Origin of the sequence: Amycolatopsis camponoti, from assembly GCF_902497555.1 — a bacterium.
Taxonomy (GTDB): Bacteria; Actinomycetota; Actinomycetes; order Mycobacteriales; family Pseudonocardiaceae; genus Amycolatopsis; species Amycolatopsis camponoti.
On record NZ_CABVGP010000002.1, the window covers coordinates 3,069,773 to 3,094,214 of the forward strand.

The following is a 24,442-nucleotide window of genomic DNA, read 5'->3' on the forward strand; positions in this document are numbered from 1 at the left end:
GGCGATGCACACCCCAGCCGATCTCGCCGACCTGCTCGAATGTGAACACCGCAGCGTCCTGAAGCAGGCCGCGGACCTGCCCGGCGCGCCTCGTCCCGTGCACGATCCGGCCGCCGGACGGCGGGGCCGCGCGTCCGCCCGGGTGATGCTCGCCCGCCTGCGCGCCGAAGGCCGTGACGTCTTCGAGATCGACACCCGGGACCCCGTCGCCGCCGCCGAGACCACCGCCGCGGCGCTGTGGTCGGGCGCGGCGGTGATCCACCAGGCCGTCCTCCACGACGAGGACTTCTCCGGCGTCGCGGACTTCCTGATCCAGGACGGCGAAGGCCGCTACGAGGTCCATGACGCGGAGCCGGCCCGGCAGGCGAAACCCGCGGCCGTGGTCCGGCTGGTCGCGTTCGCGGACGCGCTGCGGCGGGCCGGCTGGCCGACCGGTCCGCACGTGCACCTGCGGCTGGGCGACGGCGGCACCCGGACGCTGCGGGTCGAGGACTTCCGGCCCCTGGTCGAGCGGCTGCGCGCCCGGCTGCGCGACCGTCCGACGGTGCTGCCGGTGCCGCTGTGGGCCGACGAACGCCCGGCCTGCGCCGGCTGCGGGTACGCCCGCCACTGCGCGTCGGCCCGCGAAGCCGACCGCGATCTCCTGCTCGTGGCCGGGATGCGCGGCGACCAGCGCCGCAAGCTGACCGCGGCCGGGCTGGGCACCATCGAGGCACTCGCGGCGGCGGCACCCGGCGACCGGCCGCGGGACCTCTCCGCCACCGCGTTCACGACGCTGCGGGCGCAGGCCGCGCTGCAGGTGCGGCAGGACACCACCGGCGAGGTCAGCTACGAGATCGTCGACCCCGACGCCCTGGCGGCCCTGCCGGAGCCCGCGCCGGGCGACGTCTTCGCCGATCTCGCGGGTGATCCGCACGCGCTGGCCGGCGAAGGGCTGGAGTTCCTCTTCGGCGCGCTCACCCCGGGCGGCGACCGGCGGTTCACCCCGTTCTGGGCGCACAGCCGCGCCGAGGAGAAGCGGGCCTTCGAGGAGTTCGTGGACTTCGCCGCCGCGCGGGTCGCCGAGCACCCCGGCTCGCACGTCTACCACTACGGGCCGTACGAGGTCACCGCGATCAAGCGGCTCGCCGCCGTGCACGGGACCCGCGAGGAGACCGTCGACCAGCTGCTGCGCGGGGGCGCGCTGGTGGACCTGCACACGGTGGTCCGCAAGGCGTTGCGCGTTTCGCAGCGGTCCTACTCGATCCGGCACCTCGAGCCGCTCTACCGTCCCGGCACCCGCGAGGGCGACGTCAAGACCGCGCTGTCGGACGTGGAGGCCTACGAGGAGTACCTGGTGCTCGCGCGGTCGGCGGAGCCCGGCCGGGCCGAGGAGGTCCTGCGCGGCATCGCCGGGGACAGCGAGGAGGACTGCGTCTCGGCACTGCGGCTGGTCGAGTTCCTCCACCAGGTCCGGGCGGACGCCGGCATCGAGCTCGCGGCGCCGGCCGAGGAGTCCGCCGAAGACGCGCTGCTGCGCGCGGCGGAGGAGGACGTCGCCGCCGAGCGCCGGGCCGAACGCGCCGAGCGGCTGGCCGCGCTGGTCGACCCGCTGCTCGACGGGCTGCCGGACGACCCGGCCGAGTTCACCGGCGACGAGCGGGCCCGCGCGCTGCTGGCGGCGGCGGTCGGCTACCACCGCCGCGAGACCAACCCCGCGTGGTGGGAGTACTTCCGCCAGCTGGCCGCCCCGCTCGGCGACCTCGAGGTCGACACCTCGTGCACCGTGCCGGTTTCGCTGGAGGCGGGGGAGTGGGTCCCGCCGGCCGGGCGCGTCCGCACCGCGAAGCGGACCCTGGTCCTGGCGTGCGACCCGGACCGGCCGCACCCGTTCGCGCCGGGCGACGAGGTGCGGCTGCGCTACGCCGGAACCACGCGGGACGCCAAGGTCGCGGCCGCGTCGGCGGTGGAGCTGACCCTGGAGGAGAGCTGCCCGCCCGACGCGACCACCGCCGACCGGCCGGTCGCGGTGCTGCCCGGCAGCCCCGTGCGGCCCTCGCCCAAGGACGAGGCGGTCGCCGACCTCGCGCAGCTGGTCGGCGACGCCCTCCCGGCGCTGCCGCGGCACCCCGGCGTCGACCTGCTCCGGCGGACCTCGCCGCGGCTGCGCGGCGGGGCGGACCTGCCGGAGCCGGGGGCGGACCTGATCGCCGCGGTGATCGACGCGGTCGAAGCCCTCGACGGCTCGACGCTCGCGGTCCAGGGGCCGCCGGGGGCGGGCAAGACGTTCCTGGCCGGCAAGCTGATCGCCCGCCTCGTGCGGGCCGGGCGCACCGTCGCCGTCACCTCCACCAGCCACAAGGCCGTGGAGAACGTGCTGAGTGCGGCGAAGAAGAGCGCGCCGGAGCTGCCCTGCGCCAAGCGCGCGAAGCGGACCCCGGACCCGGCCGCGCCGTGGGAGCAGCCGAAGAGCAACCCGGCGCTGGTGAAGTGGCGGGAGGAGCACGACACCGGGCACCTGGTCGGCGGTACGGCGTGGACGTTCGCCAACGCCGCGGTTCGCGAAGAGCCGTTCGACCTGCTGATCATCGACGAGGCCGGCCAGTTCGCCCTGGCCGACGCGCTGGCGGTGTCGATGTGCGCGAAGAACCTGCTGCTGCTGGGCGACCCGCAGCAGCTCCCGCAGGTGGTGCAGGGAACCCACCCGGCGGGCGCGGAGGCGTCGGCGCTGGGTCACCTGATCGGCGAGGCCGACATCATGCCGGCGGCGCTGGGCTACTTCCTCGACGAGACGCGGCGCATGCATCCCGCGGTGTGCGAGCCGGTGTCGAACCTGTCCTACGCCGGGCGCCTGCACGCCCACCCGTCGGCCGCCGAGCGTGCTCTCGAGGACGTCCCCGCCGGGCTCTACCTGGCCGAGGTCGACCACCACGGCAACACGACCCGCTCGGTGGAGGAGGCCGCGGCGGTCGTCGACATCGTCGCTTCGCTGGTCGGTCGCCGGTGGACGGACCATGCCTCCGGCCGCCCGCTGGCCGACACCGACATCGTCGTGGTGGCCCCGTACAACCTGCAGGCGCGGACGGTGACGCGAGCGCTGGCGGACGCCGGTTTCCCGGGCGTGCGGGTGGGCACGGTCGACCGCTTCCAGGGCCAGGAGGCCCCGGTGGTGATCACGACCATGACCTCGTCCTCGGCGGTCGACCTGCCCCGTGGCCTCGACTTCCTGTTGTCCCGCAACCGCTTGAACGTCGCGTTGTCGCGGGCCCAGGTCCTGGCGGTCCTGGTGTGCTCGCCCAGGCTGGTGGAGGCGGACATCCGCACGGTGGAGCAGATGCGGCTGGTGGCGGGCATGATCGGCTTGCTGGCCGGGGCCCGGCCGTGGCCTGGTGATCTCCCGCCCGCCGGACAATGACCGGGCGCCCCGGTGCTCAGCCGGCGGCGGTCAGGGTGCGCAGCTGCTGGAACGACTGCCGAATCGCGTCGCGCAGGTCGAGGTCGTCGTCGGCGGCCCACCGTTCGAACGCGACCCGGTGCACCGCGGCGCCGGCTTCGGCGGCCAAGACCGCTTCGGTGTCGTCGACGCCCCGACGTCGAAGCCCGTCCGCGAGAGCGGCCGACATGTGGGCGAGCTTGATCAGTTCCCGTTCGCGGAGGTCGGCGTTGGCCATGATCACCGCGTGCCGCTGCCGCGCGCGCTCACGATCCTGCCCGACCAGGTCGGCCGCGGCGTCCAGCGCGGCCGCGACGACCGCCAGTGTCGACGCCGTGGCGGGCGCGGCTTCCAAGGCGGCCAGCGACTTCTCCGCCATCTCGCCCGCTTTGTCGAAGAGGACCTCGCGCTTGTCGGCGAAGTAGCGGAAGAAGGTCCGGGCGGTCACGCCGGCGCGGTCGGCGATGTCGGCCACCATGGTCTGGTCGAAGCCGTGTTCGAGGTACAGGGTCGACCGCACCGAATCCCGGTCCGGCCCCGACGTTCATGGTGTTCGCGACCCTTCGAGACGACACGGACTTCGCCGAGTTCGCCGCGCTGAGAGACGCCGAGCAGAAGCAGCTGGAAGTCCTGCGCGCGGAGGGCAAGATCGGCGCCCACTACGTTTCCCCGCCCGGCGCGCGACGTTCGTCGAGGTCATCGCCGCCGACGAGCAGCAGGTCGCGCAGACGCCGGCGACGCTGCCGTTCGCCCGGTTCTTCGACGCCGAGGTCTACCCGACCACGCCTCCGGACGCGGCCGAGGCCGCCCACCGGGCGCGCTCGTGAGCCCGCGGGCTCACCGGCGCACGAGTTCGCGGCCCAGGTCGTCCCGCAGGTGGACCTCGATGAACACCCGCAGGTAGCGGTCCTTCGCCAGCTCATCGAAGGCGTCCACCAGGGACCGGTCCGGTTCGCCGGTCAGGTGCACGATGCGCCAGAGGTTGAGCGGAGCGTCCTCCGGGCCGGCGACGGAGTGCTCGACGTCGAAGATCGGCTGGCCGGCGCCGGCGGTGAAGACGCGGCCGTCCGGCGCTTCGAAGCGTTCGGCGCCGATGAAGAACGCCCGCCGGTTCTCGTGGTCGAGGCGCACGTGCTCGATGATCGTGGCGAACCGGGCGGGGTCGGCCCACCGGCACTGGTCCGACACGCGCGTGAAGTCCTCGAAACGGCCGTGGCGCACGCTCGGGAACTTCTCGGCGCTGCCGGCCTTCACGACCGTCGGGATGTACTTGTCCGGCGCCGCGGCCTTGCGGACCTCCATGTCCCACAGCTGCGCGCCGGTGTAGGCGAACGGCGGCCGCACGTCGTACCGCTCGCGCAGGACGTCGTTCACCGGGATCGCCGGCAGCTCGACCGAAGTCGTTTCCGGCGCCGCCCACGCCTGCTCGAAGATCTCTTCGTGGTTCACGCCTTCTCCTGTCCGGCAACGGTTTCGTGGATCCATGCGGTGACTTCCGCCCAGACCGGGTGGTCCGGCCGGACGACGTCGAAGTGGGTGCCGCCCTCGACCTCGACGTAGCGGGCGGACCCGCCCTCGGCGGTGACCTTCCCGGTGTAGCGACGGCTCCACTCGGCGGGCACGGCTTCGTCGGCGGTGCCGTGCACGGCGAGGACCGGGACACCCGCGCCCGCCAGTTCCAGCGGGGAGGTCCAGGCGTAGTGCCCGGCCACCAGCAGCGGCACGATCCCTTCGCCGACGGCCTCCGCGACTCCCGCCCACGCTTCGGGGCGCGCGGGCTCGGGGGCGTCCTTCGGGGGCTCGGCGTCCGGGTTGGCCAGGACCTTCCCGAAGCCGGCCGCGTCGGCCGCTTTCAGGTCGAGCGCGCCGGCCAGCGACACCAGGCCGATCGGCGTGATCTTCGGGCGGGCACCGGGAGCCTCGGGCGGAAGCGCGCCGCGGTGGGCGGCCCACGCGGCGAGGTGCCCGCCCGCGGAGTGCCCGAGGAGCACGACGCGGGCGGTGTCGAGCGCCGGGTCCATGCCGTCGAGGGCGTCGACGGCCGCGGCGACGTCGAGGAAGGTGCCCGGCCAGCCGCCGCCGGGCTCGCCGATCCGGCGGTACTCGACGTTCCACACCGCGTAGCCCCGGGCGACGAGGGTCGTCGGCGACGCCGGTGATCTGGCGGCGGTCCCAGACGGCCGTCCAGTAACCCCCGTGGATGAGGGCCACGACGGGGAACGGGCCGTCGCCCTCGGGCAGGTACAGCTCGCCGACCTGCGACGGCTCGGGACCGTAGGCGACGGTGCGGACCCGGCGGGGGCCGTCTTCGGCGTCGTCGTAGCGCACGCCGCGTTCGGCGCCGACGAGGCCGCCGATCGTGGCGAAGAAGGCCGCGATCGCGGGCCGGTTCCCGCCCTTGGCCTTCGACTCGTCCCACGCGGCGTCGTCGGCCCACTCGACGAAGTCCAGCCACGTCCGCTCGTCGAGGCGGACCAGACGGGCGGCGAGGAAGCCACGCCGGTCCTCGCGGAACGCCGCCACCATGCCCGGCCGGGCGGCCAGCATCGCCGCGGTGTTCTCCGGTGCCACGGTGAAGGTGGTCAGCTCGATGACCGACATCGTCAGCTCCTCGTGCTCGGTCGATTGGTCCAGATTCATGATAGTCACAAATCATGACTAAATCTGCCGCTGTGGCCCGCGACACGCTAGGTTCGGCGTGTCCCTGACGCCTGCCCGGACGGAGATTCCGATGCCCACCATCACGACCCCCGACGGTGTGGAGATCTTCTACAAGGACTGGGGAACGGGTCAGCCGATCGTCTTCAGCCACGGCTGGCCGCTGACCTCCGACGACTGGGACACCCAGATGCTGTTCTTCGCCGGGCAGGGCTACCGCGTCATCGCCCACGACCGGCGGGGCCACGGCCGCTCGTCCGACGTCGCCGACGGCCACGACATGGACCACTACGCGGACGACCTGGCCGCGCTGACCGCCCACCTCGACCTGCGCGACGCGGTCCACATCGGACACTCGACCGGCGGCGGCGAGGTCGTGCACTACCTCGGCCGGCACGGCGAGGACCGGGTCGCCAAGGCCGCCATCCTCGCCGCGGTCCCGCCGCTGATGGTGCAGACCGACGCCAACCCGGGTGGCCTGCCCCGGAGCGTCTTCGACGACCTGCAGGCCCAGCTGCTGGCGAACCGGTCCGAGTTCTACCTGTCGCTGGCGGCCGGCCCGTTCTACGGCTACAACCGGCCCGGCGCCGAGCCGTCCGAGGCGATCATCCGCAACTGGTGGCGCCAGGGCATGATGGGCGGCGCGAAGGCGCACTACGACGGCGTCGTCGCGTTCTCCCAGACCGACTTCACCGCCGACCTCGAGAAGATCACCGTGCCGGTGCTGGTCATGCACGGCGACGACGACCAGATCGTCCCGTACGCCGACTCGGCGCCGCTGTCGGCGAAGCTCCTGCGCAACGGCACGCTCAAGACGTACGCGGGCTTCCCGCACGGCATGCCGACCACCCACGCGGACACCGTCAACGCCGACCTGCTGGAGTTCATCCGGTCTTGATCACGCGGAACGCGCGCGGCGACCGTCAGAGCAGCCCGGCGGTGGCCGCGTGCGCGGCGGCCGCCGCTCGCGACGACACCCCGAGCTTGCCGCGGATGTTCGACACGTGGCGGTGCGCCGTGTGGGCGCTGATCCCGAGCCGGCGGGCGATCTCCTGGTCGCTCAACCCTTGCGCGACCAGGCGCAGCACGTCGAGCTCGCGTTCGGAGAGCTCGGGGCGCGTCGAGTCCGCCCGGCGGGCTCGACGCCCGGCGCCGAGGAACTCCCGCACCGGGCGGACGAGCGACTCCACGTCCCCGCGCCACGGCAGGTGGTCGGTTCCGTCGAGCGGGACGAAGCCGGCGCCCGGTATGCGGGCGGCGACGTCCTGGCCCAGGGTGAACGGGATCGCGCGGTCGTCGCGGCGGTGCAGCACGAGGGTCGGGACCTCGATCGCGCTCAGCCGGTCCCGGACGTCGAACTCGTACACGGCTGCGAGCGAGCGCACCGCTTTCTCCGGGGTCAGGCCGGCGCGCTGGAACCGGACGAAGTCGTCGCGCTCGGCCGCGGTCGCGGTCGGCAGGAACAGGTCGGCGAGGATGCGGGAGCCCACGCCCCAATGCCGTCCGACGAGCGCCAGCAAGGAATCCCGCGCTTCCGCCGGGGCGATCCCGGCGCCGCGGGCGTAGCTGCCGTACAGGACGAGCCGCTCCACGCGGTCCGGGTGGGCCGCCGCGTACGCCATCGCGGCGCAGCCCCCCGACGAACCGCCGAACAGGCTCACCTTCTCGCCGGTCGCGTCGACGACGGCGCTCAGCGCGGCCACCTCGTCGGCGAGCGAGGTGACCAGCGGCCCGGCGGGGTCGGACATGCCGACGCCGGGCCGGTCGTAGCGGACGAGCGTGAACCGGTCGCCGAGCAGCCCGGCGAACCGCCGGAACAACGGGTCCCGCCAGTCCAGCTCGAGGTGCCCGCTCCACCAGCCGCCGACGACGAGGGGCGGGCCCTCGCCCACGGTGGCCCAGGCGATCGCGCGATCGTCCGGGCCACCGGTGAACCGCACGACTTGGTCCTGCCCCGGCATTCCCCGAGCGTAAGCGGTTTCGCGGGCCGGTGTGGCCGGTTCGGGCCAGTGCCCGGAATGGCACGAGCGGGTGATGCGGCGGGCGGGCCGTGGCTGGTGTGCTGTGGCCCATCGGCGGTGCGAAGGAGGCTCGATGACCGGAGGGGACAGCGTGGGGGTACGGGACGGGTTCGGGGAACGGTTCGGGGCGGCGCTGTACGAACCGTTCCTGCGCCGGGGGGAGCGGCTGGGGCTGGCCGGGCGGCGCGCGGAGCTGCTGCGGCGCGTGCACGGGCAGGTGGTCGAGATCGGCGCGGGGACCGGTCTCAACGTCCGGCACTACCCGCTGGCGGCCGAGGTCGTGCTGACCGAGCCCGTCCCGGCGATGTACCGGCGTCTCGAAAAGAGCGTCCGGGGCCGGGCCGGGATGCGGCCGGTGCGGGCGTCCGCCGACGCGCTGCCGATGGCGGACGCCAGCGTCGACACGGTCGTGTCGACGCTGGTCCTCTGCACGGTGCCCGACGTCGATCGCGTGCTGGCCGAGCTGGTGCGGGTACTGCGGCCCGGCGGGCGGCTGCTGTTCTGCGAGCACGTCCGCGCCGAGGACCCGAAGCTCGCGCGGAGGCAGGCGCGGTTCGCGGGGCCGTGGGCGGCGTTCGCGCAGGGCTGCCGGTGCGACCGCGACACCGTCGCGCTCGTCAAGCAGCGGTTCGACATCGAGGACCTGAGCACGGCGCACTGGCGCGGGATGCCTTCGGTGGTCCACCCGCTGATCATCGGGACGGCGACGCCCGCCCGGTGAAGCCGGGCAGACCCGGTGACGCCGACCGCGTGATCGCGATGGCCCGGACCGCCGCCGACCCCGCCGACCTCGCCGACCTCTCCGGCCTCCGAACGGGCGGCGCGGCTCCGGCGAACTAGTGTGGTGGGCATGGCACGGCATGAGGTAGCCCGCCGTGGATGAGCGGACCGCGACGGAGCTGATCGAGCGGGCCCGGGCCGAGACGGCGCGCTTGGCGGAGGCGCTGGCGAGGCAACGGGACGAGATCGTCGCGGCATCGGAGTTCACCAGCGCCGACGACGAGCACGACCCGGAAGGCGCGACGATCGCCTTCGAGCGGGCGCAGGTCCAGGCGCTGCTGCGGCAGGCCCAGGACGAGCTGGCAGCGCTCGCCCAGGCCGCCGACCGGGTGCGCGCGGGAACCTACGAGGTGTGCGAGCGCTGCGGCGGCCCGATCGCCGAGGGCCGGCTGATGGCCCTCCCGGCGACGCGGAGGTGCATCACGTGCGCTGACCGGAGGTGACGGCGACAGCCGCGGTCGGCCGATCGTCGACGCTGGTGGCCGTGGACGTGCGTCACCCGCGCGAACCGCAGGTGACGCCGTCAGCCGGGACCCTCGCCGGTGGGGGAGGGCGCGCCGAGCATGCGGGCGGCCAGCTCGGCGTACGACTCGCCGAGAGCCTCAGGTGAGTCCGCGCCGTCGAGGCGGTACCAGCGGACCAGGTCGATGCCGAGCGACAGGATCGCGCGCACCGCGCGGTCGATGTCGGGCACGTCGAAGACGCCCTCCCGGGCTCCGCGTTCCACCGCCGTCCGCAGCATCGCCGAGAACCGCTGGCGGAGGTCGAGAACCTCGCCGAGGTGCTCCGGGGCGAGCGCCGCCAGCTCGTACTGGCAGACCCTCGCCACGGTGTGGTGGCGGGCGTGCCACGACACGTGCCCGGCGACCAGCCGCCGGACGTGGCTCCGGGCGTCGCCGTCGTCCTGCTGGGCCGCCAGCACCGCGAGCGCGCGCTCGTGACCGGTGCGCGCGATGTGGAACAGCACCGCCTCCTTCGAGGCGAAGTGCACGTACAGCGAACCGGGACTGAGGCCGACGACGGCCGTGATGTCGCGGGTCGTGGTGGCGTGGAAACCCTTGCGGGCGAAGCACTGCACGGCCGAGGACAGCAGCGCGCGGGCCACCGGGGAGGTGTGCTCACCCCAGAACTCGCCGGGGATCGACTCGGGGCCGAGGTCGGTCGTCAGCTCCATCGCGGCCGCCACCGGATATCTCCCGCCGCCGCGACGGCGCTCTGTCCCTGACATCCCGGACCCCTCCCGATGCCGGACTTGACACGTCCCGGCCCCGCGGTCATGGTAACTGGGCGCTCAGTCAGTGAAAGGGTGAGGCCGGGATGGGACGAGCACAACCCACCGTGGTGGTCGAGGGCTTCTCCTACCTCGAATGCCCGAGGTGGCACGACGGCCGGCTCTGGGTGTCGGACTTCTACACCGAGCGGGTCGTGGCGATCGACGGCCGCGGCGGCACCGAAGTCGTCGCCGAGGTCCCGGGGCAGCCGTCCGGGCTCGGCTTCCTGCCCGACGGGCGCCTGCTCGTCGTGTCGATGCGCGACCACCGCGTCCTCGTGCGCGACGGATCGGGGCGGCTGACCGAGCACGCCGACCTGTCCGGCGTGGTGTCCGGGGTGCTCAACGACATGGTCGTCGACGACCGCGGCCGCGCCTGGGTCGGCAACTTCGGCTTCGACCTCATGGGCGGCGCGCCTCTGCGCTACACCACGCTCACCCGCGTCGACCCCGACGGGAGCGTCTCCGTCGCCGCCGAGGACCTCGGGTTCCCCAACGGCATGGTGATCCTGCCCGGCGGCGTACTGGTCGTCGCCGAGACCTTCGCCGGGCGGCTGACCGCTTTCGACATCGGCGCGGACGGCGAGCTGAGCGGGCGCCGTGTCTGGGCGCAGTTCGGCGAGACGCCGCGGACCGACGACGTCGGCGAGGCGGTGCAGCGCCTCGAAGTGGCCCCCGACGGCATCTGCGCCGACGCCGAAGGCGCGATCTGGGTGGCCGACGCCGTCCACAACCGCGTCCTCCGGGTCGAGGAGGGCGGCCGGATCCTCGACGAGGTCGACGCCGGCACCGGGGTCTTCGCCTGCATGCTCGGCGGCGACGACGGGCGGACGCTGTTCCTCTGCGCCGCACCGTCCTTCGCCGAGCACGAACGCCGTCCGGTGCGCGAAGCCCAGCTCCTCGCGGTCGACGTCGAGGTCCCGCACGCCGGCCTGCCCTGATCCGCCGAGCCGAACGGAGGACCTCATGGAGGTCTCCTGCGCTTTCCCGACGGCACTGGACTCGCCGGAAAACATCGTCGTGGCCGAAGAACTGGGCTACGCGCGGGCGTGGGTCTACGACACGCCGCAGCAGAGTCCCGACGTGTGGATGACCCTCGCGCTGGCCGCCGAACGGACCGAGCGGATCGGGCTCGCCCCCGGCGTGCTGGTGCCCAGCCTGCGGCACCCGATGGTCAACGCGGCGGCGACCGCTACCCTCGCCGCGCTGGCACCCGGCCGCGTCGCGGTCTCCTTCGGCACCGGGTTCACCGGCCGCCGCGCCATGGGGTACCGCGCGATCCCGTGGTCCTACATGGAGTCCTACATCCGGGCCTACCGCGGTCTCCTGCGGGGCGACGTCGTCGAGTGGGAAGGGGCGCGGATGCAGATGCTGCACCCCGGCGGGCACGCGCCGGCCCGGCCCGTCGACGTCCCCGTCCTGATCGGGGCGCTGGGCCCGAAGGGGCACCGGGTGGCCAAGGAGCTCGGCGACGGGCTGTACGTCACGCTGCAGCTGCCCGAGTTCGCGACCGAGTACTCGTGGGTGCCCTACCTCGTCTGGGGCACGGTCCTCGACGAAGAAGAGACCACCGACACCGAGCACGCGCGCCAGGCCGCCGGACCCGGCTGGGCCCTGGCCTACCACGGCGCGTACGAGTTCGGCGGCCCCGACGCCGTGCGCGCGCTCCCGGGCGGTCCGGAGTGGATGGACGTCGTGGAGCGGACGCCGCCGGAGCGGCGGCATCTGGCGGTCCACACCGGGCACTGCGTGGAGCTGGGGGAGGCCGACCAGGCGGCCTGGAACGCCGGCGGCCACCGCATGGTGCGGGACGTGACGATGAGCGGAACGCGCGAGCAGATCCGGCAGCGGCTGGACGAAGCCGCCGCCCGGGGCGTCACGGAAATCGTGTTCCAGCCCTGCGGGCCCGACATCCGGGGCGAGCTGGAGCGATTCTTCGACGCCGCGAAGAGCTAGCTAAGCGGCGTTGTACCGGCGCGCCGCGGGGGTTTCTTCGAGGGTGACCCGGCCGAGGTGGGCCAGGACGTCCAAGTGGGCCTCGATCTCCATGACCGCGGACAGCTGGTGTTCCAGCTGCAGCGCGTCGAGCTGCCTGCGGTGCCGGGTCCACGGCAGCCGCCGCGCGACCTCGTAGGCCGTCGTCGCGCCGGCCACCAGCAGCTCGTTGACTTCGTCGAGCCGCTCGCGGTGGTGGTCGAGCAGCTCCCGCACGCGCGCGTGGGTACTCGGGCCGACCGCGCCGTGGGCCGGCAGCAGAACCTGGTCCGGCCGGCCGAGCAGGAGCTTCAGGGACGAGATGTACGAGCGCAGCGGCGTCGGCTCGGGCGCGACTTCGAAGCCCAGCGACGGCGTGATCCTCGGCAGCACGTGGTCGCCGGCGAACAGCACGCCGGCCGGGGAGTGGGCGTAGACGACGTGCCCGCGCGTGTGGCCCGGGGTCGCGATCGCCTCCAGCTCGCCGGCGGCCAGCGGGATCCGGTCGCCGTCGCGGAGCCAGCCGTCGGGTGGGCCGTAGGGCGTCTCGGCGCCGGACATGTCGATCGCGAGCACCCGCTCGGCCAGCTCGTCCGCGCCGCAGCGGGCCAGCAGCTCCGGGTGGTTGGGAAACGGGTTGGTGGTGTCGAAGCCGTCGATGCTGAACCGCTCGTTCTCACCGATCAGCAGCCGGACGCCCAGCGGCTCACGCCACGCGAAGGCCTGCGTGTAGTGGTCCCAGTGGTGGTGCGTCGCGAGGCAGGTCCGCACGTCGCCGAGCCGGTGGCCCAGCTCGGCCAGCGCCGCCGTGACGGCGTGCTCGTTGGCGGGGCTCGCCCAGCCCGGGTCGATCAGCACCAGGCCGTCCGGGCCTTCGAGCACGTAGGCGTTCACCGTGGACAGGCCGGCGATCGGCAGCGGCAACGGGATGCGGTGGATGCCGGGCGCGACCGCGTGCGCCCCGGGCGTGGTCCAGTCGTCCGGCTGGTCGATCGCGTTCGCGGGCATGCGCCTGTCCTGGTCGGTTGTGAAGCGTACGCAATGACTTTAGTGGCTGATCCCGCCCGCGCACCTGTGACATATCTCGTCGGGAATCGCCCGGTCAGGGTGCGTCGTAGCGCGGGACGACGGCGAACACCTCGAGGTCGCCGGGCGCGCCCTTCGCGCGGAACTTGCGCCGCCGCCGGACGGTGAACCGGGCGGTGTCGACCTTCGCCAGCACGTCGCCGGTGACGAGGACTTCGCCGCCGGCCGCCGCGTCGGCGACCCGGGCCGCGATGTTCACGTCGACCCCGAAGTAGTCGCGCCCGACCTTGCGCGGGTGCCCGGTGTGCAGGCCCGCCCGCAGCCGGGGCCGGTAGCCGCCTAGATCGATCGCGCTGACCGCGCCACACGTCTCGTACGCCGCCTCGACCGCGGCCGCCGGATCGCCGAAGACGGCCATCAAGCCGTCGCCGAGGCCCTTGACGACCCGGCCGCGGTGGCGGGCGATCGTCGCCTCGCTCGCGGTCGACACGGCGCGCAGCAGCTCGAGCGCCCGCGCGTCGCCGACGTCGAGGGCCCAGCTGGAGAAGCCGACCAGGTCGGTGAACACGATCGTCGTCTCGCCGGTGTCGCCGTCGCGGCCCTGGGCGACGGCCTGCCAGACCTGGACGGCCGCGAGCCCGAGCTCACGCATCGCGCTGGGCTGCTCGGCCTTCGCTTCGGCCAGCAGCCGGGCGACCCGGTCCGACGGGTGGCCCGCGGTCGTCGACAGCGCGTCACCGAGGTCGCGGTCGCCGGGGATCAGGCGCCGCACCGCCCGCGCGGAGCGCACCAGGCCCGGGCGCTGGTCGGCCGCCCGCAGCCGGTCGACGAAGCGGGACACCTTCCGGGCACGGTCCGGCCGGTCGTCGTGGCTGTCGGTCACCGGCCGCATGCTACCGGCCGGTGTGGACCACGGACCCGCGAAGGCAACGCGGGTCACGTGCCCGGTGGAGCGTCCACAGTGGAGGAACCCGCCGGCTCCCGAACCGGCGGCGGGTATCGAGCGGGGACGGTCCGCGAGACCGGACATTCCGCGGAGAATGCCGGGCGGCCGGAAGCCCGGCCGCCGGGAGGGCATCCCAGCGGTGTCCCACGGGGGTGGCGTTCCCGCTGGTCCGGTGGGGTGGGACTGTCCCGGCGTCCCGAGTCGGGCGCCGACCCGAGACCGGCCGGGCGACCACTGCCAGCCTCCTCGCCATGCGAAAACTCGCTCTGGCCGTCGCGGCGCTGCTGGTGTTCCCCACCGCGTCCGCGGTCGCGGCCGAACCCGTCGCGGTGTGCGGACACACCACCGCCCAGCCCACCCTGAAGCAAGGGTCTTCCGGCGCCGAAGTCGCCGAGGCCCAGTGCGAACTGAACCTGGCCACCAAGGCCAGCCGGTACACGCCGATCGGCGCGGACGGCTCCTTCGGCCCGGCCACCGACGCCCGCGTGCGCGTGTTCCAGCGGTGCGCCGCGCTGAGCGTGGACGGCCAGATCGGGCCGAACACCTGGGCCGCGCTGAACTCGTGGTCCGCGCGGCCCCGGAAGTGCGCCACCCAGGGCACCTCCGACGCCGCGCAGAGCGTGGTGTGCGGTCTGTCCACCGCCCGCCCGACCCTGCAGAGCGGGTCCACCGGCGTGGACGTCAAGGAACTCCAGTGCCGGTTGAACCTCGCCATGGAGCCGGGCCACTACCCGCCGCTGACGGTCGACGGCAACTTCGGCGACGGCACCCGGAACCGGGTGATCCAGTTCCAGCACTGCGTCAACGCCAGTGCCGACGGCGTCGCCGGGCCCACGACCTGGGCGAAGGTGACCGATTGGTCCAGCCGCAACACCTACTGCACCCCGCCGAAGCCCGCCGGGCACCCGATCGACGGCGTGGACACGGCGAAGTACCAGCACCCCGGGGGTGCGCCGATCAACTGGGGCGCGGTGAAGGCGTCCGGGGTCGAATTCGCGACCGTCAAGGCGACCCGCGGCCTCAACACGACCGACGAGTACCTGGCCACGGACCTGCCCGCCGCGCGTAACGCCGGCCTGGCCGTCGGGCCGTACCACTTCTACACGGGTACCGCGGCCAACACCGGCGGGGCGCAGGCCGACCGGTTCATCGCCGCGGTGAAGGCCACCGGGTACACCGGCAAGCGCGCCGGCGACCTGCCGCCCGTGTTCGACCTGGAGTGGAAGGACGACGGCTCCGGCGGCTGCCCGCCCTTCGTCACCGTCGCCGACGCCAAGGCCTGGCTGGACAAGGTGCAGGCGGCGTTCGGCCGGACCCCGATCATCTACACCCAGAAGTCGTTCCTGGACGCGTGCCTGGGCGGCACCACGGCGCTCGCCGCGTACCCGATGCAGCTCGCCGACTACCGCCAGTCCGTCACGCAGCCGGCGCTGCCCGCCGGGTCGAAGACCTGGCTGATGTGGCAGTACACCGACGCGGCCATCCCCGACGGCATCCCCGCGCCCGCGACCGGGGACGTCTTCAACGGCACCCAGGCCGCTCTCGACCAGCTCGCCAACCGCTGAATCCCCGCTAGGAAAGGACGACAATGAGTCTCCCCATGAGCCGCCGCACGATGCTCCGCGGCGCGGTGGTGGTCGGCGCGGCCGCGGCGGTCAGCCCGCTGCTGCTGTCGGGCACCGCCCAGGCGTACACGTGGTCGCGCACCCTCGTGCAGGGCAACACGGGCGCCGACGTCACCGAACTCCAGATCCGCGTCGCCGGCTGGGCGGCCGACTCGGCCAGCCACAGCCGGGTTTCGATCGACGGCGAGTTCGGCCCCGGCACGGCGGCCGCGGTCCGCCGGTTCCAGGCGGCTTACGGCCTCGGGGCCGACGGCGAGGTCGGCCCGGCCACCCAGTCCGCGCTCAACGCGCTGGAGCAGAGCGACGGGTCCACCGCGCACTTCAACTTCAGCGAGTTCACCGACCGGGTGAGCGGCACCTTCAACGGCGGCAAGGTCAGCGCGGCCACCGCCAAGGAGAACGCCCGCCGCTGCATGTACAAGCTGGAGGCCGTGCGCAAGAAGCTCGGGAACAAGCCGATCACGGTGAACTCCGGGTTCCGCAGCATCGCGCACAACGCCGAGATCGGCGGCGCCAGCGACAGCATGCACATGTACGGCACCGCCGCCGACCTGGACGTGCCGGGCGTGGCCAACAAGACCGTCTACCAGAAGGCCGAGACCAGCGGGTTCTCCGGCCTGGAGACCTACAACACCGACCACCAGCACGTGGACAGCCGGGCCGACCTCGGCCGCGCGTGGTGGTGGGAGAACGGGACGGTCTGACTGGCGACTGGGGGTCTGACGCCGGAAACCCCGCCCTCGGGGGTTTCCGGCGTCAGCCATTCCCGGACAGTGCCGCGAAGCCCGCGCCCTCGGCCCCATTCCCCGGGGCCGCCACCTCGGAGGGCGCGGGCTTCGCCCTCAGTGCGACAGCGGGTTCTCCAGCGCCGCCGAGCAGGACGGCCAGTCGTGGAAGTCGTGGTGCGCGCTCCACAGGCGGTGCGCCGCGTCGATGTTCCAGGCCGGGTCGAACGCCTGCCGCGGCGTGCCGCCGAGGTCCAGCAGTCGGGCGTCGGAGATCTGGAAGACGCCCCAGTTGCGGCTGCCGTTCGTGTTCGGCAGCACCCACAGCGGATCGAGGAACGAGGCGCAGCGGGCGATCGCGACCGCGGTGTCCGGCGCTTCGGTGAACACGGCCCGGACCCGCTGTTCCACCTGGTCCGCCGACCAGCCCGCCAGACTCGTCCGGTGGTCGTAGAGCGCGGTCTTGGTGGCCTCGTCGACGACGCCGCGCGCGGGCAGGCCGGCCAGCACCTGGAACGCGGTGACCCGGCGCAGCGTCTCCGGGCCGAACGAGCCGTCGACCGAGAGCCGCCCCTGGGCCGAGACCAGCAGGTTCTGCACTTCGGTGACGCATTCGTCGTGCTGGCCCATGCTCACCGGCGGCTGGCAGCCGGGGGAGAACAGCACCCGGTCGGCGTACCGGCCGGGTGCCTGCTCGGACCCGTCGGCGGTGACCCAGACCAGGCCGCCGGCCAGCAGGGCCACGGTCGCGACGGCCACGGCGTACCAGCGCCGTCGTGGCGACCGGGCGACGTCTTCGCCGGTCGTCCCCGGGGTCTCGGCGTGCTCCGGCGGCGCCTCGTCGACCCGGCCGGCGTCGGCCAGTGCCCACAGCTGGTGCAGCTCGCGCAGTTCCTCCGCGGACGCGCCGCAGACCTTGGCGAACGAGTGGACCACGCGGTAGTCGGCGGGCACGCTCTTGCCCGAGCAGTACCGGTGCAGGCTGGAGCCGCTGGCCCCGGCCAGCCGGCCCAGACGTTCGTAGCCTTGCCCGCTGCGGTCCTTCAACATGCGCAGATAGGCGGCGAACTTGTCCATGTGCGGTGTCACGGTGACGGGACCACCTCGCTCCGGGCAGCGGATGAGGGACGGAAGTTAACACCGTCCCGCCCCCAGCCGGGCGGAAACCGACGGATTGCTCCACTCGGCGGCTCACGGCCCGGCCGAGTGGTGGCAACGTGCCGTCACACCAACGCTTCCCGGCGGCACCGGGGTGCGGTGGTCTCCGGTCAGCGGCGGCCGGTGGCGAGGATGACGAGGAACTGGCCGCCGCCCGGCTCGACGGCGGCGGTCACCGGCAGGTCCGGTACCAGCCGGGAGAACCGGTCCACCAGCCAGTCCGCCGCCTCCTGGGCGTCCTGGCGGGTCGGGGAGCGCGCCACCATCTCGCGGCCGCCCTTGCGCTCCAGCCTGCCGGCCACGGTGATCAGCGGCGCGGGTTCGACGACGTGCAGGCGGTCCGGCCAGGCGATGACCACCTTGACCGCGCCCTTGCGGGTGTTGCAGCCGCGGTGCGCCAGCCGCTCGGCGACCTTGGCCTTCCGGTCGGCGGTCCGGCTGTCGACGCTGGGTCCGCGCGGGTCGTTCACCGACATGCCGGGGTCGACCGGCTCGTCGCACACCCAGCACCGCCAGCCGTCGCGTTCGGCCACGTCATCGAGGAGGCTCACCCGGGCAAACTAGCCTGCCCGGGCGCCGGCGCCGTCCCCGGGCACGGTGATCCACGGAACACACGCGTGCGTCCGGGAGTTGTGCGTGGCATGAGCCAACTCGTGGACCGCACGATCACCGCCCTCCGCTCCGAGCACGACACCCTCGCCGCCCTCGTCCGCACCCTCACCGACGACCAGCTCGCCGTCACGAGTGGCGCGTCGGAATGGACCGTCGCCCAGGCCCTTTCCCACCTCGGCAGCGGTGCCGAGATCGGCCGTGCGCCGATCGCGCGGGCCGCCGGCGAGACCGTGGCGGCCGAAGACAACCAGACGATCTGGGCCCGCTGGGACGGGTCCACCCCGCGCGCGCAGGCCGAGGGCTTCCTGGAGCACAACGGCCGCTGGCTCGAAACGGTCGAGGCGTTCACGCCCGAGCAGCGTTCGTCGCTGACCGTCGACCTCGGCTTCCTGCCGGAGCCGGTCCCGCTGGCGACCGCCGTGGGCATGCGCCTGTCCGAGGTGGCCAACCACTCGTGGGACGTGCGCGTGGCGTTCGACCCGGACGCCGGGGTGGACGCCGGCTCGGCCGCGGTGCTCGTCGACCTCCTGGCCGGGCCGGTCGGGTTCATGCTGGGCTTCCTCGCCAAGCCGGCCGAGCTCGAGAAGCCGGTGTCCCTCGCGACCCCGGGCGGCGGCCTGGTGATCGACGACGGCGTCACCGTGGTGGACCACCTCGAGGCGCCGTCCGCGACGTTCACCGGGCCGGCGGAAGCGCTGGTCCGGTTGATCAGCGGCCGGCTCAAGGCGCCGTACGACCAGGGTGTCACCGTCGAGGGCAGCGTCTCGCTCGACGACCTGCGCCGGGTGTTCCCCGGTTTCTGACCGGCCCGGCGATCCCTTCCGGGTGATTCCCGGCGCGCCACGGGAATGGGGCAGCGGTCAGGACAGCGCATCCGCCTTGCGAAGGAGCACCGAGCGTTCGCGCTCGTTGGTGCACAACCGGGCCGCCAGCTCCAGCTCGGTGCGTGCCTCCGGGTGCCGGCCGAGGCGGGTCAGCAGCTCGCCTCGCACCGTCGGGACCAGGTGCGACCCCGGGAGCCGGTCCGCGGCGATCAGCTCGTCCACGATCGCCAGGCCGTGCTCCGGACCCGACGCCATCGCCACCGCGACCGCCCGGTTGAGCTCGACCACGGGCGAGGGCGCCACCCGGCCGAGTGCCTCGTACAGCACCACGATCCGGTCCCAGGCGGTCGCCTCGACCGAGGGTGCCGACGCGTGGACGGCCGCGATCGCGGCCTGCAGGCCGTACGGGCCGAGGCCGCGAGGCGACGCCTTGGCCAGCGCGGCCAGCCCGCGGTGGATCGCCGAGAAGTCCCAGCGGCGCCGGTCCTGGTCCTCGAGCAGGACCGGCGCGCCGTCCGGGCCCGTCCGGGCCGGGAAGCGCGCGGCCGTCAGCTCGCACAACGCGAGCAGGCCGTGCACCTCCGGCTCGTCCGGCTGCAACGCGGCCAGCGTGCGGGCCAGCCGGATCGCCTCGTACGCGACGTCGGGGCGCAGCAGCCGGTCGCCCGAGGTGGCCGTCGACCCCTCGGTGAAGATCACGTAGAGGACGCTGAGCACGCCGCCCAGCCGCTCCCGGCGCTCGCCGGCCGCCGGCAGCTCGAACGGCACCCCGGCCGCCGCGATCGTCTTCTTGCCCCGGGTGATGCGAGCCTGCACCGTCGGCACGGGCACGAGGAACGCGCGTGCGATCTCCTCGCTCGACAGGCCGGCGACCACCCGCAGGGTCAGCGCCACCCGGACCTCGGGGGAGAGCACCGGGTGGCAGCTGATGAACATCAGGGCCAGGACGTCGTCGTCGATCCGGTCGGGGTCGGCTTCCGCGCGGGCCTCGGCCTCCGGGCCGGCCGCCAGCAGGGCGTAACGGTCCTGGAGGGCGGTCCGGCGGCGGATCGCGTCGATCGCCCGCCGCCGGGCGGTGGCCCGCAGCCAGCCGGCCGGGTTGGCCGGCGCGGTGACCGGCCACGACACCAGCGCCTCGGCCACCGCCTCCTGGGCCGCGTCCTCGGCCAGCCCGAAGTCGCCGGTGAACCGGGTCAGCGCGGCGACGATCCGCGCCGACTCGATCCGCCAGACGGCCTCGACATCGGCGGTGTCCATCAGCCCCGCTCGGGCATCTCGTCGTCGCCGGCCACGCGGCGGACCTCGATCTTGGACCCGCGGACGGCCGGCATCCGCTTGGCCCACTCGACCGCTTCCTCCTTCGAGGCGACGTCGAGCATGAAGTAGCCCCCGAACAGCTCCTTGGTCTCCCCGTACGGCCCGTCGGTGACCACCGGGGTCTCGGCGCCGAAGTCGACCACGACGCCGCGGCTCGGCAGGTCCAGCCCCTCGGCGGCGAGGAGGACACCGGCCTTGAGCATCTCTTCGATGTACTCGCGGGTCGCCGCCATCGACTCCTCGATGGCGTCCAGCATCGCCGCGTTCGAGTGGTCGGTGCCCCGCATGATCAGCATGTACTTCGACATCGTGTTCTCCTCGTCCGCGTGGCCGCCTCTCGGCCTTCGCCCCCTTGTGTCGAACGGGCGGCGCCCGGATCAACACGGCGGCGGAAAACTTTTTCGCCGCGGCGCTGCCGGGTCTCGCTCACCCGAGTTCGCCGAGCAGCCGGCGCGCGGCCTCGGCCGCTCCGTCGGTGCGCATCGCGGCGCCCAGCGCCGCCGCCCGGGCCCGGGTCTCGGGGGCGAGCGCCGTGTCGAACGCGGCGCTCAGGGACTCGACGGTCGCCGTCGGGCCGTCGAGGGCCGCGCCGACTTCGCGCGCCGCCACCTGCCCGGCCCAGTACGGGTTGTCCGCCAGGCGGATGGGGACCACCACCTGCGGGACGCCCGCCCGGGCGGCCGTCTGCGTCGTGCCCGCGCCGCCGTGGTGGACCACCGCGGCCAGCCTGCCGAACAGGCGCTGGTGGTTGACGTCGCCGATGGCGAAGCAGTCGGCCACGTCGAGGTCCGCCCAGCCGCGGGAGACGAGGACGCGGTGACCGCGGGCCCGGGCGGCCTCGACGGCCCAGCGGGCGATGTCCGGCGACGGGCGGATGCTGCCGAAGCCCACGTAGACCGGCGGCGCGCCGGCGTCCAGGAACGCCACCAGCTCGGCCGGCAGCGGGCGCTCGTCCTCCTGGGTCCACGCCCCGGTCTGGACCACTTCGAGGCCCGGGGTCGCCGGCCACGGGCCCAGCACCGGGTCCGCGGCCAGCCACGGCCGCTCGGAGTAGACGTGGCCGCGCACGTCGTCCACCGGCGGCAGGCCGAGCGCGGCCCGGTGGCCGTTGAGCGGCTCGCGGAACTGCTCGTTGACCCGGTGGGCGTCCCGCTCCCAGCGCGTCCCGTTGTCGGCGTCCGCCGGCTCCGGCCAGCCCGGCCGCGGGGGCGGCGCGTGGTGCGGCGACGGCAGGTTGACCGCCGCATAGGTCACGTACACGTAGCGGATGCCCGCGGCTTCGGCCACGGACCGCGCGGCGACCTGTGCGAGACCGGCGGCCACCAGCGCGTCGCATCCGGCGGCCGCCGCGGGGAAGACGTCGAACTGCGTGTCGAGCAGCTCGGTCCGGTACCGGGCCAGCTCGGCCGCCGACGGCGGAGCCGTCGCGCGCATCAACGCCCGCACCGGCGGCCCGACCGGCACCGGCTCGATCCCGAGGCCGCCCAGCCGGTCCGCGAACTCTTCGTCCGGTGGGACGCACATCCGCACGTCCGCGCCGAGCGCCCGCAGCCGCACCGCGAGGGCCACCAGCGGATCGACGTCGCCCCGTGTCCCGTACGTCGACAGCAGCACTCGCATTCGCGCCCTCTTCGTTCTCTTCGCAGACGTTTCGGCCGTGCCGCGGGGAGTCTAGCGGCCGCCCCGGTGATCGACTGCCTCTCGCGCCGACCCGTCTTCGGTGACTACTGTCAAGGGGCATAAGGGCTCCTGACCGTCAACAGAACTTGAGGGCCACTCGATGCCTGTTTCGTCCGCCCCCACGCCCGATGTTTCGATCATCCTGCCCTGTGCCGGACTGGGAACGCGTTTCGGAGCGCCGTACGCGAAGGAACTGCATTGCCTGGCGCCCGGGGTCACCATCCTGGACCGCAGCCTGGAAGCCGTCGTCGAGCTGGTGAAGAGCGGGCTCACCGTGCGCGTGGTCGTCGTGTTCGGGCCGCACAAGCTGGACACCGTGAAGTACCTCGCGCGCTACGCCGGGACTTTTCAGCTGGTCTTCGTCTACCAGGACGACGCGTCCGAGCCGGGGCTCGACGGGGCGATCCGGTGCGCCTTGCCCATGACGCGGGGACCGGTGGCCCTCGTGCTACCTGACATCGTTGTCAGCGGGGTGGGCAGCCTGCTCGACGCCCTGCGCCAGACCGAGGTGGCGGGCTGGAGCGTGGTGGCCACCGAGGAGTCGGATCCCGGCACGCTGCGGCAGATGGGCGCGCTGAGCGTGGCCGTCTCGCCGGATGCGGTCGTGACCGTCGCGGCGGCCGCGGAAAAGCCGGCGGATCCTTCGGGCTACAACGCGCTTTGGGGCATGGTGGCGGTCGCCGAGGACCAGGCCCACCGGCTGCCGGATGTGGCGCGGAGGGACGCGGACAGCCCGCTCGCCGGCGCCGTCGCCCTCATGGTGAAGCGGATCGTCAACTACAACACCACCGACGGCTGATCGTCCACAATGGACTTTGCGAGGAGAAGCATGCTCGACGACGTGATGACGGCGCTCGACACGGTCCTGCCCCGGCTGGCCGCGGTCACCGGCACCCCCGGGGTCGCCGTCGCGGTGGCGACGAGCGACGAGCTGCGGACGGCCGCGACCGGGTTCGCCGACCTGGCCGCGAGGACGCCGATGACCGCCGGGACGCCGGCGCCGGCGGGCTCGCTCACCAAGCCCGTCACGGGATTGGCCTTCATGCAGCTGGCCGAGGCGGGCGCGCTCGGCCTGGACACGCTCGTCGACCAGGTGCTGCCCACCGGGCTGCGCGGTCCCGGCGCGGCGCCCGTCACCACCGCCATGCTGGCCGCCCACGAGGCCGGCTACTACAGCGACATCGTCACCGCCACGGCGCACACGGCGCCGGCCGAGCCGGTCCTCGACTACGTCCGGCGCCGCCACGAGATCGGGCGCGCCGTGGAGTACGGCGGGGTGCTGCCGCTGGTGACGGCGCCGGGGTCGTACTCCTATTCGAGCTTCGGCGTCGGGGTGCTGGGCGGCGTGGTCGAGCACGTGACCGGCGAACCGTACGGTGCCCGCGTCCACCGGGAAGTGTTCGCCCCGGCCGGAATGACGGACACGAGCATCGACGACGGCACGCGGAACCCGTGGGCTCCGGGCACCGGCGGCGCGACCGGGTACCTGGCATTCGGCGACTGGTGCCTGCCGAGCCCGCCTCTGCGCACCTCGGCGTACCCGGGGGTCGGGATGTACACGAGCGCCACGGATTTCGCGCGGTTGCTGCAATCGTTGCTGCGCACCGCCCGGGGCGACCGCGGGCTGGTCGGGCCGGAGTCGCTCGCGGCGATGGTGACCCCGCGGACGGCGCGCCCGAGCCCGCACGGCGTCCGGTCGTTCTCCGGCCTGACGCTCGAGCTCGCCGACCCGGACCTGGGCGACGACTGGTGGTGGGGGCACACGGCGGCGTTCCCGTGGGGATTCTGGTGGGAGGCGCGGGTGTGGCCGCACCGCGACCTGGCCGCGGTCGCGGTGGGCAACCGGTGGGACATGGCCCGGTTCCACAACCCGGCGACGCGCAGCGCACCGGGCCTGGCCGTCGAGTGGGCCGGCCGCTGGGCGGCGTCCGGCGCCCCGGCGAAGCTGCCGGACATGGACGGCCGGCCCCGCTGGACCGGCCCCCGGCCGACCCCGGAGAGCTCACGCTGGATGGGGGTGCTGACCGGCGAACGCACCCACGGCCTGCTCGCCGTGGCCGACCCGCTGCCGGTGAAGACGCTGACCGAGGGAGCGCGATCTCTGGGGGATGGGGATGCGGGTGGCTGGGACCCGGAGGCGTTCGCCCGCGGGGTCTCGCAGGCACGGGCGGTGGCCCCGGACCCGGCGGCGCTCGGGGCGCTGGGCCGCGAACTGGGCCCGGCGGCGGCGCTGTGGATGCTGGAGTGCGGAGCCTCGAGCGCGGACGTGACCATGCCGGTGGGCTTCTACGCCCACGCACCACGGTGAATCAGGGCCGAAGGCGGCCAGCCCGGCATCCCGATGTGGCGTTGGTGCGTAGGGCGCCGCATCGGGTGCTCGGGCCGGGACAGGGCGGAGCGGCGGGAAAGCGCGT

24 protein-coding genes and 1 pseudogene are annotated in these 24,442 nt (G+C 73.9%); 12 read left to right on the plus strand and 13 right to left on the minus strand.

Going from position 1 to position 24,442, the window contains the following annotated elements; translation table 11 throughout:
• Positions 1-4 precede the first annotated feature (4 nt).
• The gene (locus tag AA23TX_RS34775) at positions 5-3,394 is read left to right on the plus strand and encodes a TM0106 family RecB-like putative nuclease (protein ID WP_155546931.1); all 3,390 of its coding nucleotides are present in this window, start codon (positions 5-7) and stop codon (positions 3,392-3,394) included.
• Positions 3,395-3,410: 16 nt separating this feature from the next.
• Here the strand turns inward: AA23TX_RS34775 and AA23TX_RS34780 are convergent, their stop codons facing one another.
• The 4 genes and pseudogenes from AA23TX_RS34780 to AA23TX_RS50985 all read right to left on the minus strand — a co-directional run.
• Entirely contained in the window at positions 3,411-3,932 is a 522-nt protein-coding gene (locus AA23TX_RS34780) for a TetR/AcrR family transcriptional regulator (RefSeq protein ID WP_230862892.1), read from the minus strand.
• Between the two features lie 317 nt (positions 3,933-4,249).
• Positions 4,250-4,861 carry a hypothetical protein gene (locus AA23TX_RS50495; RefSeq protein ID WP_230862978.1) on the minus strand — a complete coding sequence of 204 codons (612 nt, stop codon included), beginning with the start codon at positions 4,859-4,861 and terminating at the stop codon, positions 4,250-4,252.
• Positions 4,858-5,529 carry an alpha/beta hydrolase family protein gene (locus tag AA23TX_RS50500; RefSeq protein WP_230862893.1) on the minus strand — a complete coding sequence of 224 codons (672 nt, stop codon included), beginning with the start codon at positions 5,527-5,529 and terminating at the stop codon, positions 4,858-4,860. The genes AA23TX_RS50495 and AA23TX_RS50500 overlap by 4 nt, the downstream gene beginning before the upstream one ends.
• A 349-nt stretch (positions 5,530-5,878) precedes the next feature.
• A pseudogene (locus AA23TX_RS50985) lies at positions 5,879-6,052 on the minus strand (hypothetical protein); the annotation flags it as partial.
• Between the two features lie 91 nt (positions 6,053-6,143).
• On the opposite strand from AA23TX_RS50985, the gene AA23TX_RS34795 reads away from it, so the two are divergent.
• Positions 6,144-6,968 carry an alpha/beta fold hydrolase gene (locus AA23TX_RS34795; RefSeq protein ID WP_155546932.1) on the plus strand — a complete coding sequence of 275 codons (825 nt, stop codon included), beginning with the start codon at positions 6,144-6,146 and terminating at the stop codon, positions 6,966-6,968.
• Positions 6,969-6,993: 25 nt separating this feature from the next.
• Here the strand turns inward: AA23TX_RS34795 and AA23TX_RS34800 are convergent, their stop codons facing one another.
• Positions 6,994-8,031 carry an alpha/beta fold hydrolase gene (locus AA23TX_RS34800; RefSeq protein WP_155546933.1) on the minus strand — a complete coding sequence of 346 codons (1,038 nt, stop codon included), beginning with the start codon at positions 8,029-8,031 and terminating at the stop codon, positions 6,994-6,996.
• A gap of 133 nt (positions 8,032-8,164) precedes the next feature.
• Here AA23TX_RS34800 and AA23TX_RS34805 point away from each other — a divergent pair, with 133 nt between their 5' ends.
• Genes AA23TX_RS34805 through AA23TX_RS34810 form a run of 3 tightly spaced genes read left to right on the plus strand, consistent with a single transcriptional unit; the run spans position 8,165 to position 9,314 of the window.
• Positions 8,165-8,812 (plus strand): class I SAM-dependent methyltransferase, encoded by a 648-nt coding sequence (locus tag AA23TX_RS34805; RefSeq protein WP_155546934.1) that lies wholly within the window; start codon positions 8,165-8,167, stop codon positions 8,810-8,812.
• Entirely contained in the window at positions 8,809-8,931 is a 123-nt protein-coding gene (locus tag AA23TX_RS50835; protein ID WP_277875442.1) for a hypothetical protein, read from the plus strand. Before AA23TX_RS34805 ends, AA23TX_RS50835 begins: the two co-directional genes overlap by 4 nt.
• A 35-nt stretch (positions 8,932-8,966) precedes the next feature.
• Positions 8,967-9,314, plus strand: a complete 348-nt coding sequence (locus AA23TX_RS34810) for a TraR/DksA family transcriptional regulator (RefSeq protein WP_155546935.1) — start codon at positions 8,967-8,969, stop codon at positions 9,312-9,314.
• An 80-nt stretch (positions 9,315-9,394) separates the two neighbouring features.
• Here the strand turns inward: AA23TX_RS34810 and AA23TX_RS34815 are convergent, their stop codons facing one another.
• On the minus strand, positions 9,395-10,099 hold the full coding sequence (locus AA23TX_RS34815) for a TetR/AcrR family transcriptional regulator (RefSeq protein ID WP_230862894.1): 705 nt from the start codon (positions 10,097-10,099) through the stop codon (positions 9,395-9,397).
• Between the two features lie 89 nt (positions 10,100-10,188).
• Between AA23TX_RS34815 and AA23TX_RS34820 the strand changes: the two genes are divergently transcribed.
• Complete coding sequence (locus AA23TX_RS34820; RefSeq protein WP_155546936.1) at positions 10,189-11,082, plus strand: SMP-30/gluconolactonase/LRE family protein; 894 nt, start codon at positions 10,189-10,191, stop codon at positions 11,080-11,082.
• 25 nt (positions 11,083-11,107) lie between these two features.
• Entirely contained in the window at positions 11,108-12,097 is a 990-nt protein-coding gene (locus AA23TX_RS34825) for an LLM class flavin-dependent oxidoreductase (RefSeq protein ID WP_155546937.1), read from the plus strand.
• On the opposite strand, the gene AA23TX_RS34830 is transcribed toward AA23TX_RS34825, so the two are convergent.
• Complete coding sequence (locus AA23TX_RS34830; RefSeq protein ID WP_155546938.1) at positions 12,098-13,123, minus strand: MBL fold metallo-hydrolase; 1,026 nt, start codon at positions 13,121-13,123, stop codon at positions 12,098-12,100.
• Between the two features lie 94 nt (positions 13,124-13,217).
• Positions 13,218-14,024 carry an adenylate/guanylate cyclase domain-containing protein gene (locus AA23TX_RS34835; protein ID WP_338422531.1) on the minus strand — a complete coding sequence of 269 codons (807 nt, stop codon included), beginning with the start codon at positions 14,022-14,024 and terminating at the stop codon, positions 13,218-13,220.
• A gap of 314 nt (positions 14,025-14,338) precedes the next feature.
• Between AA23TX_RS34835 and AA23TX_RS34840 the strand changes: the two genes are divergently transcribed.
• Together AA23TX_RS34840 and AA23TX_RS34845 are read left to right on the plus strand one after the other, a co-directional pair.
• Positions 14,339-15,652 carry a GH25 family lysozyme gene (locus AA23TX_RS34840; protein WP_155546940.1) on the plus strand — a complete coding sequence of 438 codons (1,314 nt, stop codon included), beginning with the start codon at positions 14,339-14,341 and terminating at the stop codon, positions 15,650-15,652.
• Between the two features lie 35 nt (positions 15,653-15,687).
• On the plus strand, positions 15,688-16,416 hold the full coding sequence (locus AA23TX_RS34845; RefSeq protein WP_155546941.1) for a D-Ala-D-Ala carboxypeptidase family metallohydrolase: 729 nt from the start codon (positions 15,688-15,690) through the stop codon (positions 16,414-16,416).
• A 138-nt stretch (positions 16,417-16,554) separates the two neighbouring features.
• Here AA23TX_RS34845 and AA23TX_RS34850 read toward each other — a convergent pair whose 3' ends face one another.
• Positions 16,555-17,526: a helix-turn-helix domain-containing protein gene (locus AA23TX_RS34850; protein WP_155546942.1), complete on the minus strand. Its 972-nt coding sequence runs from the start codon at positions 17,524-17,526 to the stop codon at positions 16,555-16,557.
• Between the two features lie 179 nt (positions 17,527-17,705).
• The gene (locus AA23TX_RS34855) at positions 17,706-18,146 is read right to left on the minus strand and encodes a hypothetical protein (protein ID WP_155546943.1); all 441 of its coding nucleotides are present in this window, start codon (positions 18,144-18,146) and stop codon (positions 17,706-17,708) included.
• A 90-nt stretch (positions 18,147-18,236) separates the two neighbouring features.
• On the opposite strand from AA23TX_RS34855, the gene AA23TX_RS34860 reads away from it, so the two are divergent.
• Positions 18,237-19,010 carry a maleylpyruvate isomerase family mycothiol-dependent enzyme gene (locus AA23TX_RS34860; RefSeq protein ID WP_155546944.1) on the plus strand — a complete coding sequence of 258 codons (774 nt, stop codon included), beginning with the start codon at positions 18,237-18,239 and terminating at the stop codon, positions 19,008-19,010.
• A 57-nt stretch (positions 19,011-19,067) separates the two neighbouring features.
• On the opposite strand, the gene AA23TX_RS34865 is transcribed toward AA23TX_RS34860, so the two are convergent.
• From AA23TX_RS34865 to AA23TX_RS34875, 3 genes are all read right to left on the minus strand, one after another.
• The gene (locus AA23TX_RS34865; RefSeq protein ID WP_155546945.1) at positions 19,068-20,288 is read right to left on the minus strand and encodes an RNA polymerase sigma factor; all 1,221 of its coding nucleotides are present in this window, start codon (positions 20,286-20,288) and stop codon (positions 19,068-19,070) included.
• Positions 20,288-20,656, minus strand: coding sequence for a YciI family protein (locus AA23TX_RS34870; protein WP_155546946.1), 369 nt, complete (start codon positions 20,654-20,656; stop codon positions 20,288-20,290). The genes AA23TX_RS34865 and AA23TX_RS34870 overlap by 1 nt, the downstream gene beginning before the upstream one ends.
• 118 nt (positions 20,657-20,774) lie before the next feature.
• Positions 20,775-21,968: a glycosyltransferase gene (locus AA23TX_RS34875; protein ID WP_155546947.1), complete on the minus strand. Its 1,194-nt coding sequence runs from the start codon at positions 21,966-21,968 to the stop codon at positions 20,775-20,777.
• 160 nt (positions 21,969-22,128) lie between these two features.
• Between AA23TX_RS34875 and AA23TX_RS34880 the strand changes: the two genes are divergently transcribed.
• Complete coding sequence (locus AA23TX_RS34880) at positions 22,129-22,827, plus strand: glycosyltransferase family protein (RefSeq protein ID WP_155546948.1); 699 nt, start codon at positions 22,129-22,131, stop codon at positions 22,825-22,827.
• Positions 22,828-22,857: 30 nt separating this feature from the next.
• Positions 22,858-24,336, plus strand: a complete 1,479-nt coding sequence (locus tag AA23TX_RS34885; RefSeq protein ID WP_196425665.1) for a serine hydrolase domain-containing protein — start codon at positions 22,858-22,860, stop codon at positions 24,334-24,336.
• The last annotated feature ends 106 nt before the right edge of the window (positions 24,337-24,442 follow it).